Source organism: Paenibacillus sp. PK4536 (genome assembly GCF_028594455.2).
GTDB classification, from domain to species: Bacteria; Bacillota; Bacilli; order Paenibacillales; family Paenibacillaceae; genus Saccharibacillus; species Saccharibacillus nuruki.
This window is the reverse complement of sequence record NZ_CP126313.1, coordinates 3,056,496-3,072,325: the sequence shown is the minus strand read 5'-3', so window position 1 is coordinate 3,072,325 and position 15,830 is coordinate 3,056,496. Positions and strand designations below refer to the sequence as shown.

15 protein-coding genes are annotated in these 15,830 nt (G+C 40.3%); 3 read left to right on the top strand and 12 right to left on the bottom strand.

What is annotated here, in order from left to right; genetic code table 11:
- Positions 1-6: 6 nt before the first annotated feature.
- Complete coding sequence (locus PO903_RS13835; RefSeq protein WP_241669335.1) at positions 7-447, bottom strand: YceD family protein; 441 nt, start codon at positions 445-447, stop codon at positions 7-9.
- A 220-nt stretch (positions 448-667) separates the two neighbouring features.
- On the opposite strand from PO903_RS13835, the gene PO903_RS13830 reads away from it, so the two are divergent.
- Entirely contained in the window at positions 668-1,888 is a 1,221-nt protein-coding gene (locus PO903_RS13830) for a nucleotidyltransferase (protein WP_137222659.1), read from the top strand.
- A 23-nt stretch (positions 1,889-1,911) separates the two neighbouring features.
- Here PO903_RS13830 and PO903_RS13825 read toward each other — a convergent pair whose 3' ends face one another.
- From PO903_RS13825 to PO903_RS13810, 4 genes are all read right to left on the bottom strand, one after another.
- Positions 1,912-2,937, bottom strand: a complete 1,026-nt coding sequence (locus tag PO903_RS13825; RefSeq protein WP_273593708.1) for a YlbL family protein — start codon at positions 2,935-2,937, stop codon at positions 1,912-1,914.
- A gap of 92 nt (positions 2,938-3,029) precedes the next feature.
- Positions 3,030-3,545, bottom strand: coding sequence for a pantetheine-phosphate adenylyltransferase (gene coaD, locus PO903_RS13820; RefSeq protein WP_069327432.1), 516 nt, complete (start codon positions 3,543-3,545; stop codon positions 3,030-3,032).
- Positions 3,538-4,161 (bottom strand): 16S rRNA (guanine(966)-N(2))-methyltransferase RsmD, encoded by a 624-nt coding sequence (gene rsmD / locus PO903_RS13815; protein WP_137222655.1) that lies wholly within the window; start codon positions 4,159-4,161, stop codon positions 3,538-3,540. Before rsmD ends, coaD begins: the two co-directional genes overlap by 8 nt.
- 199 nt (positions 4,162-4,360) lie before the next feature.
- A complete protein-coding gene (locus PO903_RS13810; RefSeq protein WP_371748229.1) occupies positions 4,361-4,756 on the bottom strand; it encodes a NucA/NucB deoxyribonuclease domain-containing protein in 396 nt (131 codons plus the stop codon).
- 439 nt (positions 4,757-5,195) lie between these two features.
- On the opposite strand from PO903_RS13810, the gene PO903_RS13805 reads away from it, so the two are divergent.
- Positions 5,196-5,372 (top strand): YjfB family protein, encoded by a 177-nt coding sequence (locus PO903_RS13805; protein WP_069327434.1) that lies wholly within the window; start codon positions 5,196-5,198, stop codon positions 5,370-5,372.
- A 161-nt stretch (positions 5,373-5,533) separates the two neighbouring features.
- Here PO903_RS13805 and PO903_RS13800 read toward each other — a convergent pair whose 3' ends face one another.
- The 4 genes from PO903_RS13800 to PO903_RS13785 form a co-directional block, all read right to left on the bottom strand.
- Positions 5,534-6,448, bottom strand: coding sequence for an SMP-30/gluconolactonase/LRE family protein (locus PO903_RS13800; RefSeq protein ID WP_273594657.1), 915 nt, complete (start codon positions 6,446-6,448; stop codon positions 5,534-5,536).
- 23 nt (positions 6,449-6,471) lie between these two features.
- Entirely contained in the window at positions 6,472-7,134 is a 663-nt protein-coding gene (locus tag PO903_RS13795) for an SGNH/GDSL hydrolase family protein (RefSeq protein ID WP_273593707.1), read from the bottom strand.
- A gap of 54 nt (positions 7,135-7,188) precedes the next feature.
- A complete protein-coding gene (locus PO903_RS13790; protein WP_273593706.1) occupies positions 7,189-7,968 on the bottom strand; it encodes an alpha/beta hydrolase in 780 nt (259 codons plus the stop codon).
- 127 nt (positions 7,969-8,095) lie between these two features.
- Positions 8,096-8,929 (bottom strand): AraC family transcriptional regulator, encoded by an 834-nt coding sequence (locus PO903_RS13785; protein ID WP_069327437.1) that lies wholly within the window; start codon positions 8,927-8,929, stop codon positions 8,096-8,098.
- 111 nt (positions 8,930-9,040) lie between these two features.
- Here PO903_RS13785 and PO903_RS13780 point away from each other — a divergent pair, with 111 nt between their 5' ends.
- On the top strand, positions 9,041-11,077 hold the full coding sequence (locus PO903_RS13780; protein WP_273593705.1) for a beta-galactosidase: 2,037 nt from the start codon (positions 9,041-9,043) through the stop codon (positions 11,075-11,077).
- A 172-nt stretch (positions 11,078-11,249) separates the two neighbouring features.
- Here PO903_RS13780 and PO903_RS13775 read toward each other — a convergent pair whose 3' ends face one another.
- The 3 genes from PO903_RS13775 to PO903_RS13765 form a co-directional block, all read right to left on the bottom strand.
- Positions 11,250-12,758, bottom strand: a complete 1,509-nt coding sequence (locus PO903_RS13775) for a UxaA family hydrolase (RefSeq protein WP_273593704.1) — start codon at positions 12,756-12,758, stop codon at positions 11,250-11,252.
- Entirely contained in the window at positions 12,755-14,254 is a 1,500-nt protein-coding gene (locus tag PO903_RS13770) for a tagaturonate reductase (RefSeq protein ID WP_273593703.1), read from the bottom strand. The genes PO903_RS13775 and PO903_RS13770 overlap by 4 nt, the downstream gene beginning before the upstream one ends.
- Positions 14,255-14,552: 298 nt before the next feature.
- Entirely contained in the window at positions 14,553-15,602 is a 1,050-nt protein-coding gene (locus PO903_RS13765; protein WP_083243450.1) for a phosphotransferase, read from the bottom strand.
- Between the last annotated feature and the right edge of the window lie 228 nt (positions 15,603-15,830).

Here is a 15,830-nt window from a genome sequence, read left to right as displayed (position 1 = left end):
ATTAAATCACTTAAAGAAATCTTTGAGTCCTGCCATTCTCGGATCGATAGGTGTGTTGTCACAACCGCAATCCTGCTCGTTCAGGTTGACTCCGCATGTCGGGCAAAGACCTTTGCAGTCTTCACTGCATAATACTCCAGGCGGAAGTTCAAGTACAGCAGCTTGTTCCATATATGGAGCTAAATCAACGGTATCTGTATTCACATACAGTGTATCATTATCTTCAGCTACATCTTCTGGTTCTTCACCATGCTTGAATTCTTCCTGAATCTCGAACTGTAAGTTCAAATCCACAGGCTTCAGACAACGTACACACGCCATCTGTAAGTCAAGTTTCAGTGTTCCTTGTACATCAACCACTTCATTGACTCTTTGCGCCGCTTTCACATCTACTTGGAGAGGTGTATAAGACAGAACATCGCTATGTTCCTTTAAAATGGAACTCATGTCAAGCGTGTCATGAAACTCTATCGGTTGATCGCTTTGCGCCAATTTTCTAAATTGAAATTGCATCATTATCACTCCAAACAAACAAAAATTATTATACCGATTATACGCAAGCTTTGTCAATGAATATTTGTTAAGGTATTTTGGTTAACACCTATTTTCGTTTATACTGATACCTATATTCAATATCAATGCTTGAGTTTTAAAAAGGAGCCTATCTATGAAAGTCGCAGGAATAATCGTCGAATATAATCCACTTCACTATGGACATCTACTTCATTTACAACGGACACGCGAAAAAACAGAATGTGATGCTATCGTTGCTGTGATGAGTGGTGGCTTCACACAACGTGGCGAACCGGCTATTTTTAGCAAATGGGCACGTACTGAAATGGCACTACATGCTGGATGTGATCTGGTTATCGAGTTACCTTCTGCTTATACTGTACAACCTGCTGAGTGGTTCGCTTATGGCGCAGTTTCACTTCTTGAAGCGACAGGTCTTGTAGATTCATTAGTGTTCGGTAGTGAGTCTGGTTCTCTGTCCCCATTAAAAGCTTTAGCAGACCTGCTAACGAACGAATCACCTGAACTGCGTCTACTTATCCAGAATCATCTTAAAGAAGGGATAAGCTACCCTGCGGCCCTTGGTCAAGCAGTAGCCAGTCTCTATAGTATACCAGATCAAGCCACATCTTTGTTAGATCAACCTAATAATACACTTGGACTTCAATATATGATTGCGCTGAATCGGTTAAATAGTTCTATACTGCCGGAGACGATCCAGCGAGAACAATCGCAATATCATGATCTTCAACCGACTCATGAACAGATTGCAAGCGCTACAGCAGTACGCAGGCTTCTATTTAGCGATGTTCAGCAAGCAACACCGTATCTGCCCGCAAGTACGATGTCTATTATTGAGCGCGAAATAGCCGCAGGTCGTGGCCCTGTAAAGCTTGATCAGTTATGGCAATCTTTATTTCAGCAGATTACCACGCATTCACCACAACAACTTGCACAGTATTATGATATGAGTGAAGGGTTGGAATATCGTTTCAAAAAAATATTACCTACTTTACAAAATTACAGTATTACTGATCTGATGACAGCACTCAAAACCAAACGTTATACTTATACACGTCTACAACGGCTTATTGCACATCTATTATTAGGTCATACGAAGTCGGTGTTGAGCATCGAACAGTTGGAACAAGGTCCCGGGTATATTCGTGTACTTGGCTTTACAGACACAGGCAGAGAATTATTACGACAAATGAAAAAGACCGCTTCTCTACCGGTGATTACCAAACCGACAGATACCGATCATGTTCATATGGAGCTAGATATTCGCGCTTCTGCTATTCAAGCTTCTTGCTTTGCTGTACAGCAATCTTCTACTTTATATTCGGATTATAGACGCTCTCCGATTAGAATATAATGATGTCAAAATAAACAAAACCATTACGAAGTTGATAAGGTATTCAATGCGTTAAGTGCATCATCTAACGTACTTACCGAGATCAGTTGCATCGAAGATTTCATTTTGGCTAATTGTGCTTTGGCATCGGCATAATTGCCTTTAGGCACTAAGAAAATAGTTGCTCCTGCTTGCTGAGCTGCGACCACTTTGTGCTGAACACCACCAATTTCTCCAACTTGACCTTGAGGATTAATCGTTCCTGTACCTGCAATACGATGTCCTCGGGTTAAGTCTCCTGACGTTAATTGATTATAGATTTCTAATGTAAACATCAATCCAGCCGAAGGCCCACCAATATTAGTATTGGCAAAATGAACTTCATGATCCGCATCTTTAGGCGCGATTTTTTGGACTTCACCGATCGATACGCCAAATCCGACACGTTCTTGTCCGTTGCTATCTTTAAATTGAGTTAAGCTCACAGGCAGAGTAATCTGATTACCTGCACGATCAAGCACCACTTGCACTTGATCGCCATTTTTTTTGCTTTGTAATACTTGTTCCAGTTGTTTAAACGATGTAATCGGTTGCTGATCTATAGAAATAAATTTGTCCCCGGCATGAATAGAAGTACGAGCATCCGGTACACTAACCACAAATACATACTGAGGTTCTACACCGTAAGGAATACCTGCTTTTTTGTAAGCAGCAGCGATCGCATACGATTGTGAACTGCTCATATAATACAATTGTTCTGCTTCATATTCAGCACGATTACTTTGAATTGTTTTGCGAACAATTTCTTCATTGGAATCAAATAAAGAAGCGATCAACATCGCTGTATTGGCGTAAGTGACCGATATGGTGGTTAGCATAAATGTTCCTTTTTCATCCTTCTGACCACCAGCCACACTTACGATTGGCTTCAATTCATCGGCACTACCAGGTCCATTGATCATATAAGGAGTTGGCATATATACCAGTACATAGACCAGAATAACAACACAAATAATATACAAAAAAGATTGTTTGCGGCTCATCGGGGATTTTAATAATCGGCCAGGCATGTTTTTCTCTCCTTTGATTCTTTTACAGCCTCACTTGGCGGCTACTCTTATTATCCCACGCTTATGTCCTCAATTCCATATTCGCGATCTAACTACTCGCTATCCGGACCTTCACTGAACTTTTGTTTTAAATGTTTTTCTATAATAGGCGGTACAAATTCAGATACGTTGCCATTAAAACGAGCGATTTCTTTAACCACGCTCGAGCTTAAATAAGAATATTTCGGATTGGTCATCATAAAAATAGTCTCTGCATCTGGATTCAGTTCACGATTGATCGAAGCCATTTGTAATTCATACTCAAAATCAGTCACTGAACGAATACCACGCACAATCACCTGCGCTTGGCGTTCACGTATGTAATTCGCTAACAGATCGCGAAAACTTTCAATGGTTACATTTGGCAAATCTGCGGTGACTTCTTTTAACAATTCAACCCGTTCTTCCACGCTAAATAGGGGCTTTTTGCTCATATTATTCAAAACAGCTACCACCAGATGATCGAACTGCTTGGCAGCACGATGAATAATATCCATATGCCCCATCGTTACAGGGTCAAAGCTCCCTGGATAAACCGCTAGATGTGATTTGGTTCCATGTTCACTCATTGGATGATTGTCCTCCCTGTTGTTGTGGTTCATATTCGTATACATTAATCGCTGTTTCTCCATAAACCACATGACGAATACACACGAAATGTTCTAGTTCTTCTGGATAATCATGTCCTGATTCATACTCTAGAACAATCGTTGCTGCTGGAGCTAACAATCCTCGTTCATGCATTTCGTTCATCAGTTCGATCCCATTTTTCATTTTGTAAGGAGGATCAAGAAATACAAGATCAAATAGGGCTTCACGTTTGGCTAATACTTTCAGTGCACGTCCTGCTTCATTACGGTACACTTCAGCTTGTTCGGTCAAGCCAGCCACTTGTAGATTACCACGAATCACTTCTATACTTTTATGTTCCAAATCTATAAATACCCCTTGCTGGATACCACGACTGAGTGCTTCGATCCCCAGACCGCCTGTACCTGCAAAAAGATCTAATACTTTTCCACCATCAAAATAAGGTCCAATAATACTAAAAATCGATTCTTTTACTTTGTCTGTTGTCGGACGTGTTCCATTACCGGGTACAGCTTTTAATGGACGCCCTTTGGCACTGCCTGATATGACTCTCATCTTGTGTTCACCTGTCTTTATGATATTTCGTATCACCATCTATTTGGCTTCATATGTCAGTTCTACGATGTACAAAGCTATCGTATCATATCATGTCTATGGTTCAAAAGGAATGTATCCTCAGCTTAGATTAGCATGCTAGATATAGATATGATGATGTATATATCAAAAAGCCCCTACAAGCAATGTAGGGACCTTCTGTATTTTAAAATCGATTGACTACGAGCTATAAAGTTCATTATTGCAATATAAATTTCACTTTGGTTCCATCCGGATATTTAGTCAATTGGTTACCCACCCATGATCCTGCTCCGCGGTTGTCTGAAGGTGTGACATAACGGATATCAGCTCCTGTACCGCCTTCAAGACACATCGCCATCGGCCACTCATCACGATCATAACCGGATTTGGTAGGTACTCCTTTTAATGAATCTTCACGTCTTTGATCTGCGCCATCCCGATCAATCGTACAGACTTCAGAATGTCCATCTGCAATTGCGTCTTTGATATGATCTGCTGTCTCAGGGTAACGACTGGTTGGAAAAGTAAGTGTGTAATCATAGGCTGCTGCTGCGTATATCGTATTATGTATTTTGCCCTCACCTTGCACTAAAAATGACACCGTTACTAACATCATAAACGTCATAGCTGTAAACAAAATCTTTTTCATACATCAACTTCCTTCCATTTTTTATTTAAATAATATAGGATATGAGATTATTTTAACTGCAATTTGTGATTTTTAAAATAGGTTTATGTAAATTTAACAAACATAAATTGTGAGTAATATTTAATCATTGCCTTTATCTGCGATTACATTTTATATAAAGTTAACAAATACCTAACATAAAATCCCAAAAAAATAACCCCATCGATTATCGACAGGGTCTATATTTATATTTATTTCAAAAGGGGTATGTCTGTATATTAAACGCTTGATATGAAATTAATCTGATGATTAGCTGAAAATAAGATTAATTTTATTTTGCTTGGATTTATATTTTATAGAGATTGTCCGATATAGATTAGGTATGCCTTCATTTCCAATACAGGCAACGAAAGGAGGTCCTATCATGGATATCGCTTCATTATCCACGGCAATGAGCCAAAGTTCGCTTTCGCAAGCTGTTGGTATCAAAGTACTTTCGTTATCTAAAGACATGGCTGAGCAACAAGGTCAACAAATGGCAGAAATGCTTAAACAAGCACCTCACCCGAATTTGGGAGGATCACTAGATATTCGCGCGTAATTCTGTATAAGATCACTTTTCTTATCTTTTATGATGCCGAATATGTAGCCTTGTCTGTCATCAGCAGACTTGGGAACAGAGCAAAAGGCTTCAATCTAGATCGATTGAGGCTTTTTGCTCTGTTTTACGTTATATTTGTGCTTTATTGTATAAAATATCTTCTATTCTTTTGAAGTCACAGATTGCTCAAGATTTACTGCACGCTTCCCTTGATTAAAGTAAGCGGTTGGCATCCCTTTCACTCCTGGCTTAACCATAAACAAACCACCTGCTAGCGGTTGATCTGCACTATCATCATCTTGTGCTGTTGTGATATAAAGCTCATCCAGATGCTCACCACCAAAAGCACAAGACGTGACACAGTTAACAGGCAAGGAGACTTCTGCAATCACTTTGCCACTGGTTGGATCAATACGTGAGACACGTTGACCCCCCCAGCGAGCGACCCACAACATGCCTTCTGCATCGATCGTCATTCCATCCGGATATCCTTCACTTTCGTCTACCGTAGCAACGACTTGTTTATTCGAAATGGTACCTTCATTGATATCATAATCAAAAGACACAATTTCAAGTGTTGGCGTATCAATATAATACAACGTACTATGATCTGCGCTCCATGCTAATCCATTCGATGTAGAAACTTCATCTATTAGCAAAGAAACATTGCCTTCAGTATTTAAGCTATAAAAAGCACCTTGCTCGGATTCTCCATTCAAACTCATTGTTCCTGCAAGGAAACGCCCTGCTGGATCGCATTTACCATCATTGAATCGGTTACCCGGTCTGCCTTCTTCAGGATCGTGAATAATGAATTTCTCGCCTGTGGTCAGATTTAAGCGATATAGCCCACTAATAAGTGCGACAATCACTTCATTTTCCAGATACGGAACTACTGCGCTAACATGCTCTCCAATATCTATAGTACGATCTTCATGGGTAGAAGGATAATACATATGCAATTGATAACCTTCAATATCCACCCAGAGTAAGCGTTGAGATTGTTGATCCCAGCTGGGTCCTTCACCTAATTTGGCTTTGGCATCGATAACGATATTTGCTGTATATGTTTTGATACGTAACCCTCCTTGCTTTTCAATTATGGTGTAGAACGGCTCCAATCATATTGAACAGCTTGCAAAAATGAACGAGCAAGCACTAAATGTCCATTTTGATTCGGATGAACATGATCCCATCCATTCGATAATGAAGCTGGATACACATAAGCAGACAATGCGTCAAAAGCCGCTTGAGTATCTACAACGATCACCCCTGTTTCTTGTGCAATACGTTTCACAGATTCTCCGTAAATATCCATCGTCGCACGCATAGGATCTTCAGTAGTCGTTGATAAGTAATAAGGTGTCATTAAGATTAACCCTTTGACTTTAGGCAATGTCTGCTGTACCAGTTCACGCAATGTCTGTTCATATTCTTCTAAGTATACATGCCAATCCGTTTCAAGTGGATGGCTGAACTGCCGCCATACATCATTGATCCCGATCATAATAGATACCCAATCTGGATTGTGTTTGAACACATCTTCTTCCCAGCGAGCTTTGAGATGTTTGACCTGATCTCCACTTGTACCTGTATTGAGTACACGAATATTATAATCAGGATAAACCGTTTGCAAAAGAGAATCGACTAAAGAAACATAACCGTCACCGATCTCCCAGTATTGTCCTACAGGTCGTCCACGTCCACAATCAGTAACCGAGTCACCAATCATCAATAAGGTGCTATTTTTTTCAATTTTCATCTCTATCCATCTCCTCTAGACTGACAAAAATAGGGTCATCTACAAGTACAGTGATTACCATCCTTGACGATGAAGCCAAATCATACATTGCTTGGTCCAGTTTCCCATAACTGGGTGCTCCAAAGCAAGTCCCTGTCCATGTCCACCGCTCTCATAAATATGTAATTCAAATGGAACATGATGTTGCTCTAAAGCCATTGCTATCTGCAAGCTATTTTGGACGGGTACAACATCATCATCTGTATTATGCCAGATAAAAGCAGGCGGTGTCTGTGCTGTAACACATTGCTCTGCACTATGAGCACGAATCTGTTCAGGAGATGCTTCTGCTCCCAATAAAGATAATCGAGAACCCTCATGTCCATAGTGCTCCATCGTAATAACCGGATAGCACAAAATCATAGCATCCGGTCTCGAACTAATCGATTGAGTAACTCCTGCTACCGTCACCGATTGTTCTTCGTACACAGTACCTGTCATCGCTGCTAAATGACCCCCTGCGGAAAATCCTAATATCGCGATTTTGGACGGATGAATGCCATAATGCGCGGCATGTGCGCGTACATAACAAATAGCACGTTGACCATCTTCTAATGGAATACGTTGCTGTTTGGGTGATAAACGATAATGAAGTACAAAAGCAGAAATACCATTTTGATTAAGCCACTCTGCAACAGGCGCACCTTCATGGTCTGCCCGATGTTCATACCCTCCGCCGGGCAATACAATGACCACTTTATCCGAATACTCTACAATAAACGGTACTAAATAAGCTCTTTCTTCTGTGGTAGCTGTATCTTCTTTTCCATCGATCCATATCTTTTCTACACTCACATTTTGATCCCCTTTCTGAACTATCACTGGTTATCAATATATTGTAAGCGCTTAATAAAATCAACTCAATAATTGAAGCAGATCGGACCTATCCGCTTCATGATTCATTGATAATCTAACCTATTATTCAATACAAATTACGGAATTGTTCCGGTGTAACATCTTCTAATCGACGGAATGTAGCTACAAAATGACTGGAATCTCTAAATCCAACTTGACCTGCTACTTCTTTAATCGTCATGCGAGGATACAGTGTCATCAATTCTTTGGCTTTACGAATACGAAGTAAAATAAAATAAGCATACGCCGTCATTCCAAATGTCTGGCGGAATAAAGTATTCAAATGTCTCGCACTTACACCGACTTGATCTGCCATATCTTCAAGACCAATATTAGGATCGTCATAATGGGATTCCATAAAGGACATCAGTGGCTTCAATCGTTCTACTGTATGGGATAACGAAGGCAGATTATTCACACGACCATGCTTTTTGAGCAATGTTAAAAAGCGGTATAGATCCGAACTGGTATCTAGCCCTGATAAGTCACGATCACTACGAATCTGACCCAGTAGTCCACTGGTAAATGTCTCTAATTCACATCCACGATCCCATTCATAATAAGCCGAATGTGATAATCCAAGCGTAGATACGATAGCGAGAGACTGAGGTCCTCCAAATGTTAAATACGCGGTCTCCCATACCCCGCTGATCGGACGATACCCATGAGCATCTCTGGGTGCCAATAATACACCTGATCCTGCTTTGACTGTATAGCTGGTTCCACCAAAATAAAGTTCGCCTTCTCCATTAACAGCTTGAATCCAATGATAACAAGGATAGCCATCTGGACGATCAATAGATTCCTGATCGGCGTTGTACCCGATACTCTCCATATGAATAGGTAACTGCAAGTCTCTAAGCTCTGTAAAAAAGCGACGATCCGGTATAGTTACATACATATTTTTCACTTCCAATCTCCATATTATTATACACTAAGCACATTTTATTATATTCTATAAGGGAACGAGTTGCTTTACTATAGAGTTATTCTTATACAAGGAGTGACAATCATGATTAGCAGTAAACTTCCCAAAATTTTTTACGGTGGCGATTATAATCCTGAACAATGGGATCAACAGACACACCAAGAAGATCTACAACTATTCAAACAAGCTGGAATCGATATTGCTACAGTCAATGTATTCTCTTGGGCACGTAATCAGCCCGATGAAGTTCATTATCAATTTGAATGGTTAGACCAATTGATCGATAGCCTTTATGAAAGCGGTATCTATACTTGTCTTGCAACCAGTACTGCTGCACATCCGGCATGGATGGCGAAAAAATATCCTGATGTTCTTCGTACGGATAAAGATGGTCGTAAGCGTAAATTCGGCGGTCGTCATAACTCTTGCCCTAATAGCCCGACGTATCGTAAATACTCCACAGAAATTGCTAGTCGACTTGCCGAACGTTATAAAGATCATCCTGCAATTGTAGTATGGCATGTCTCTAACGAATACGGTGGCGATTGTTATTGTGACAATTGTGAACGTGCTTTCCGTGTATGGCTCAAAAAGCGCTATGATACATTAGATGCACTGAATACCGCATGGAACACTTCATTCTGGGGTCATACTTTTTATGACTGGGATGAAATTGTGCTGCCAAGTAATTTGAGCGAAGAATGGGGAGACGATAATACGAACTTCCAAGGTATGTCTCTTGACTATTCCCGTTTCAACTCGGACAGCATGCTAGAGTGTTATCAATTGGAATATGATGCGATTAAAACTATTGTTCCAGAAGCATTAATTACTACGAATCTTATGGGCTTTTTCAAACCTTTAGATTATTTTAAATGGGCGAAACAGATGGACATTATCTCATGGGATAACTATCCAGGATTGGACACACCGGTTAGTTATACCGCTTTAGCTCATGATCTGATGCGCGGTATCAAAAATGGTGATCCATTTATGCTGATGGAACAGACGCCTAGTCAACAGAACTGGCAAGCTTACAATTCACTTAAACGCCCGGGTGTGATGCGCTTATGGAGTTACCAAGCTGTCGCTCATGGTGCAGATACTATTATGTTTTTCCAACTTCGTCGTTCAGCAGGCGCATGTGAGAAATTCCATGGTGCTGTCATTGAACATGTTGGACATTCCAATACACGTGTATTCCGTGAAACCGCAGCACTTGGAAGCGAATTACAGACTTTGGGTGACACATTACTTGATTCGCGTATTGAATCCAAAGTTGCTATACTGTTTGATTGGGACAACTGGTGGGCCATCGAAAAATCAAGCGGTCCTACGATTGCGCTCAAATATGTAGATCAGATACATAAATACTACAAAGCCTTTTATGATCGTAATGTTCAGGTCGATGTAGTGGGTGTAGATTCTGATCTTAGCGCCTACGAATTAGTTATCGCGCCTGTTCTTTATATGGTCAAACCAGGTCTAGCTGATAAATTAGAACAATTTACGCAAAATGGTGGCACATTTGTCACGACATTCTTTAGCGGCATTGTAGGCGAGACTGATTTGGTTGCTCTGGGTGGTTATCCTGGCGAACTACGTAAGTTGCTTGGTATCTGGGTAGAAGAAACAGATGCTCTGCTTCCTACGATGCGTAACCAAATCGTAATGGATACTCCTTTAGGTGATCTTAACGGCGATTATGAATGCGGCATGCTCTGCGATCTGCTTCATACCGAAGGTGCCGAAGTTCTTGCCCACTATGGTGATGACTTTTACAAAGGAATGCCTGTACTTACCCGTAATACGTATGGTAAAGGTGAAGCATGGTATATCGCTTCTGATGGAGAAGAAGCTTTTATTGACGGTCTCATGAAATTTATTGCCGATCACAAAGGCATTCAACCTGTGCTTGATACTCCAGCAGGTGTTGAAGCTGGAAGACGTGTTAAAAACGGCGAACAATTCATTTTCTTGCTCAACCATAATGCGGAAGCTGCTACAGTAGAACTACACGATCTACAAACGACTAATTTGCTAGATCCTCATCACACAGGTTCTTCTATCGAAATTCCTGCGCGTGGTTCTCTTATTCTTAGTGCTTCCTATAGCAGTTAAATCCATTTCAGTGTAATATTAATCTCAATTGGTAATATATGACATGATAATCGATTAACATCCTTATTTTACCACGAATGAAGCGATACGTAAAATGTATTTAATTACATTTACGTATCGCTTTTTTTCGTTCGTATTTCTAGGCTATATCTATATTTAAACCGTCATTTGCTTATAAAATAACGCCATCTTTAAAAATAGCTATTTCGCGGAAACCATGTTTTTCACTGTTCGTTTGTTGCCGTCCTGAAGCAATATCTACAATCGATGTTAATAGATCTAGAGATACTTCTTCCATCGTTTTACCTTCTAATAGTTGCCCTGCATTATAATCAATCCAATGTTTTTTTCGATAAGCCAGATCTGATTGTGTAGCGATTTTGAGTGTAGGTACAGGTCCACCAAATGGCGTTCCTCTTCCTGTCGTAAATAACACAATGTGTGCCCCTGCCGCAGATAGGGCTGTGACAGATACCAGATCATTACCGGGTGCTTCGATAATATTTAGTCCGGATTGTTGTACACGCATACCGTATCTGAGTACATCCATGACTTGAGAATGTCCACCTTTTTGCGTACAACCCAGAGACTTTTCTTCCAGTGTAGTGATGCCTCCTGCTTTGTTTCCCGGCGACGGATTTTCATAAATATTTTGCCCATGATTCACAAAGTATTGCTTAAAACCGTTGATCAATTCAACCAGTTCGTCAAACACTTGCGGTGTCTGCGCACGATTCATCAATATTGTCTCTGCACCAAACATCTCCGGTACTTCTGTTAGGATTGCTGTTCCTCCAGCAGAGACAATAAGATCTGCAATAGAACCGACTAACGGATTAGCTGTAATGCCTGATAGACCATCTGAGCCACCACATTTTAAGCCTATTTTTAATTTGGATAAAGGAACCGGTTGGCGCTGTACTTGCTCTGCCTGCATGACCAGTTCTTCCAGTAAGTTTAATCCTACTTCCATCTCATCATCTTCTTCTTGTGCTTTGAGATAACGGACTTTGTGCGCATATTCTGATGGGATTGCTTCGGCAAATTGTTCAATCTGATTATTTTCACAACCTAGTCCGATAACTAGCACACCCGCTGCATTGGGATGAAGTACAAGTGAAGCTAATAATTGCTTCGTGTATTCCAGATCATCACCTAATTGGGAACAACCAAATGGATGCGGAAAATGATAGACCCCTTCAACCCGTCCTTGCATATCTGCATGAGCAATACGAGCGAGCGCTTCACAGACTTTGTTAATACAACCTACAGTATTAATAATCCAGATTTCATTACGAATACCGACTTCGCCATTCTCACGTACATATCCTTCAAATGTCTGTAAATGTTCAGGAACAATTGTAGGCATCCATGTCGGTGTAGGTTCATAACGATAATCTAATGTTCCTGATAGACCTGTACGTAGATTATGCGTATGAATCCATTGTCCGGGCTGAATGTGCTCTTTGGCTTTGCCGATTGAAAATCCGTATTTCATTACATCTTGATCAGGAGCAATCTCATGTACTGCTATTTTGTGACCACGTGGAACAAGATCACTAACAGACAGGATGGTTCCATTTTCCAGCATAATGAGTTCGCCGGGAGACACATCTCGAAGCGCAATCACAACATCATCTTGCTTTTGGATAGTGATGCAATCTTTGATTATAGTATTCATAGCTGTGGTTCCTCCAATATTCGAATATTCGATACGATGGCTTTCGCTAATCCTTCAATTTCAGTCAAATCTTCATCCCAGATCTGTTGATCTGCCAAAATAGACGCAACAACATTTGCTAATTGTGGTTGTTGCCAGTGTTCTGCAAGGCGCTGTAGATAGCGTTCATTATCTTTTATAGTAATCAGTGTGCCTGATGGAATCTTCGTCTGATACCGTTGTCCATCTTCCACTGATTGTGTCCGATACAATAAAATCAAAGCTGCAAAGGAGTACACGATCTCAGCAGGCAACTGGTTATATTTTTCTGAATACGCTTTCAATGTTGGTAAGATTCGAGTCTTAAATTTGCTTAGACTGTTCAGTGCAATATCTTGCAGACGATGTTCCAGATAGGGATTACGGAAACGCTCGAATGTTGCTGTTGCATAAGCATGCAGTTCTTTTTCATCTAATGTTAATGCTGGAATCACTTCTTTAGTGATCGTAGACATAACCCAATCGCTAAGCTTTGTATCTTCCATCACATCACGAACAGTGACTTTGCTATACCATAATCCTACAGGAGTCATTAAAGTATGCGCTCCATTAAGAATACGTACTTTGCGTTTTTGAAAAGGTTGAAGGTCTTTCACCCAATGCACATTCAGTCCAATCTGTGCCAATGGTAAACGCTTGTCCAATTCTGGTTCCCCTTGAATCGCCCATAGATGATAAGGTTCTGCTGTATTGATAAATGGATCTTCGTAACCATACTGATTTGCCAGACGTTGATATTCTTCTTCAGGTGGCATACCGGGTACAATTCGATCCACCAGATTGTTGAGAAAACGCTGGGACTGCTCGATCCATGTCACAAAATCAGCACCCAATCCAAATTCTTTCGCATAACGAAGTACATATTGCTTGAGTAGATCACCATTATGTTCTATTAATTCGCAAGGTAAAATTAACAACCCGTGTTCCAAGCTCCCTGCAAAATGTTGAAATCTGCGATACAAAAATACGGTTAATCGTGCAGGATAATTAAGTAACGGTTCTCCTTCTGTATAGTGGATCGGTTCATAGGCTAATCCTGCTTCTGTCGTATTGGAGATAATGATATCCAAAGACTCCAATTCCGCTAATTGTAGAAATTGTTCCCATTCGGTATAAGGGTCGATAAACGTTTTGAACACAGGAATAATAGACTTTTCTTCAATCACTTCTCCCTGTTGTAATCCCCGCGTGATCAATGTATACAGCCCATCTTGCTCTGCTAATTGTTTTAATTTGATAGCTCCATTTGGTGTAGGCGGAGTCAGAGCAATACTGCCATGGTATTTCCCTTGATTAATACTTTCATAGATCATCCAATCAAAAAATCCTCTTAAAAAGTTACCTCCACCTATTTGCAATATTTTAATCGGAAGCTGGCGAATAGTTTCGATCTTACGACGCTCATCCTGACTATTCATTTCTAACCGCAAAGGTGCAATATATTTTCCGATCGACATGATACGCCTCCATCCTGATTTATATATGATGATTATATTTTCGATTAAATGATTGCATCAATATTGTTCACGTTAACATTTTACAAAATATGACTCTTATTTGCTTCCTATTGTAGCATCAAATCTATAAAAATAGTCAACTAAAATATATTTATTATGATCCTTTTTTTATTTCAACTACGATCGGGACGTATTCTGTAGTCATTGGCTATAAAAAAATAACGAACATCGAGAGTATTCTCAACATTCGTTATTTCTGTGTTCACTTTGGACGAAGTAGTCATCAAGTCTCAATGCATTACTTAAATATACGACGACATAATAATTGTAAAAGCGGTCCACTTTTTTCATACCATTGTAGTCCAGCATCAAGACGCTTGGCTTGAGCAATCACCACATCAGCATCATCGATCCCTTCGAAATATCGGCTTAAAAAGTGCATAAATACATCAATACGACGTAATAAAATAAGCAATGGGATCACTTCAGTCTCCTGATCTGATAACTGAACATGAGTAGCATATCCTTGTAAAAAAGCAGTACATTGCTTTTCGTCTGCTCCATTCCACTCTACAGTCTGCAACATATCTGATAAGCATACCGCTGGCTCCATAGCCCGTAGATCACGTGTAACAAATTCAAAATCCAATATAGCGGTAATCTCTCCATCAGCGGATTCAAGCATATTCGATGCATTTAGATCCCCATGAATTAATTGATGTGGTAATGATACCAGACGTGTAATCCGCATCAACTGCTCTCCAAGGCGTTCTCCAATCCGATAAAGAATATCTGCAATACTGTTAAAATCTTCTGGTGGATGAGCGCAGAACGCTTCCAATCGACCCGGACTGCACAAAGGATACGATTGACCTAAACGATAATAAGGCGGATACACTGGATGCAGATCAATATCAATCTGTGCCAATGCCGCTGATAATTGACCGGTGACCTGTCCAAAGTGGAAAATCTCTTCTGTTGTTCTAAGTTGAGGCGTCCGCCCATCCATATAATGAAATAACGCTGCTATTCTGCCAGCGCTACGAGAATCATCTTCATTGACTGGTTGTGTAACATAGATTGTCTGCCCTTTGGTATCTTTGACAGGCTTTGGTGTATTTAGCCCAACCAAAACAGCAGGAAGTGCAGATAATACTTCATGCTCATAACGAACTTTCTCAGGCTCGTTGTGTGTCTCATAACGTCTTAACACATAACGACTAGACGCGTGATCGATAAACATCGTGGTATTATTCATACCGCCTTTACCTTCAACCATATGCCAATTTCCAGATGGAAAATAATGATCTGCCAGTTGTTCCATGGAATCTATATATTCGCTTTCCAAGGGTTCCCCTCCTTGCTGCCTTTTATAATGCGGGTAATGGAGAAGCTGATTGAGTCCATATCGTTGAGAACTCTAGGTGCAGACACTGACTTTTTTCAAGCCAAAATATGTGAGCAATAGAAATGCAACACGACCATGCTTCATCTATTACGTTGTCTGTATACTATTCAGCAATCTTATCAGCCTATTGCATCTTATTTTCGATGAAAGCTAACCTCTAACCTTTTA

What these genes read in the sequence shown, in the direction of transcription:
- PO903_RS13835 (WP_241669335.1), bottom strand. Translation starts at nt 447, where the DNA reads ATGAGTTCCATTTTAAAGGAACATAGCGATGTTCTGTCTTATACACCT.
- PO903_RS13830 (WP_137222659.1), top strand. Translation starts at nt 668, where the DNA reads ATGAAAGTCGCAGGAATAATCGTCGAATATAATCCACTTCACTATGGA.
- PO903_RS13825 (WP_273593708.1), bottom strand. Translation starts at nt 2,937, where the DNA reads ATGCCTGGCCGATTATTAAAATCCCCGATGAGCCGCAAACAATCTTTT.
- coaD (WP_069327432.1), bottom strand. Translation starts at nt 3,545, where the DNA reads ATGAGTGAACATGGAACCAAATCACATCTAGCGGTTTATCCAGGGAGC.
- rsmD (WP_137222655.1), bottom strand. Translation starts at nt 4,161, where the DNA reads ATGGTGATACGAAATATCATAAAGACAGGTGAACACAAGATGAGAGTC.
- PO903_RS13810 (WP_371748229.1), bottom strand. Translation starts at nt 4,756, where the DNA reads ATGTTAGTAACGGTGTCATTTTTAGTGCAAGGTGAGGGCAAAATACAT.
- PO903_RS13805 (WP_069327434.1), top strand. Translation starts at nt 5,196, where the DNA reads ATGGATATCGCTTCATTATCCACGGCAATGAGCCAAAGTTCGCTTTCG.
- PO903_RS13795 (WP_273593707.1), bottom strand. Translation starts at nt 7,134, where the DNA reads ATGAAAATTGAAAAAAATAGCACCTTATTGATGATTGGTGACTCGGTT.
- PO903_RS13785 (WP_069327437.1), bottom strand. Translation starts at nt 8,929, where the DNA reads ATGTATGTAACTATACCGGATCGTCGCTTTTTTACAGAGCTTAGAGAC.
- PO903_RS13780 (WP_273593705.1), top strand. Translation starts at nt 9,041, where the DNA reads ATGATTAGCAGTAAACTTCCCAAAATTTTTTACGGTGGCGATTATAAT.
- PO903_RS13775 (WP_273593704.1), bottom strand. Translation starts at nt 12,758, where the DNA reads ATGAATACTATAATCAAAGATTGCATCACTATCCAAAAGCAAGATGAT.
- PO903_RS13770 (WP_273593703.1), bottom strand. Translation starts at nt 14,254, where the DNA reads ATGTCGATCGGAAAATATATTGCACCTTTGCGGTTAGAAATGAATAGT.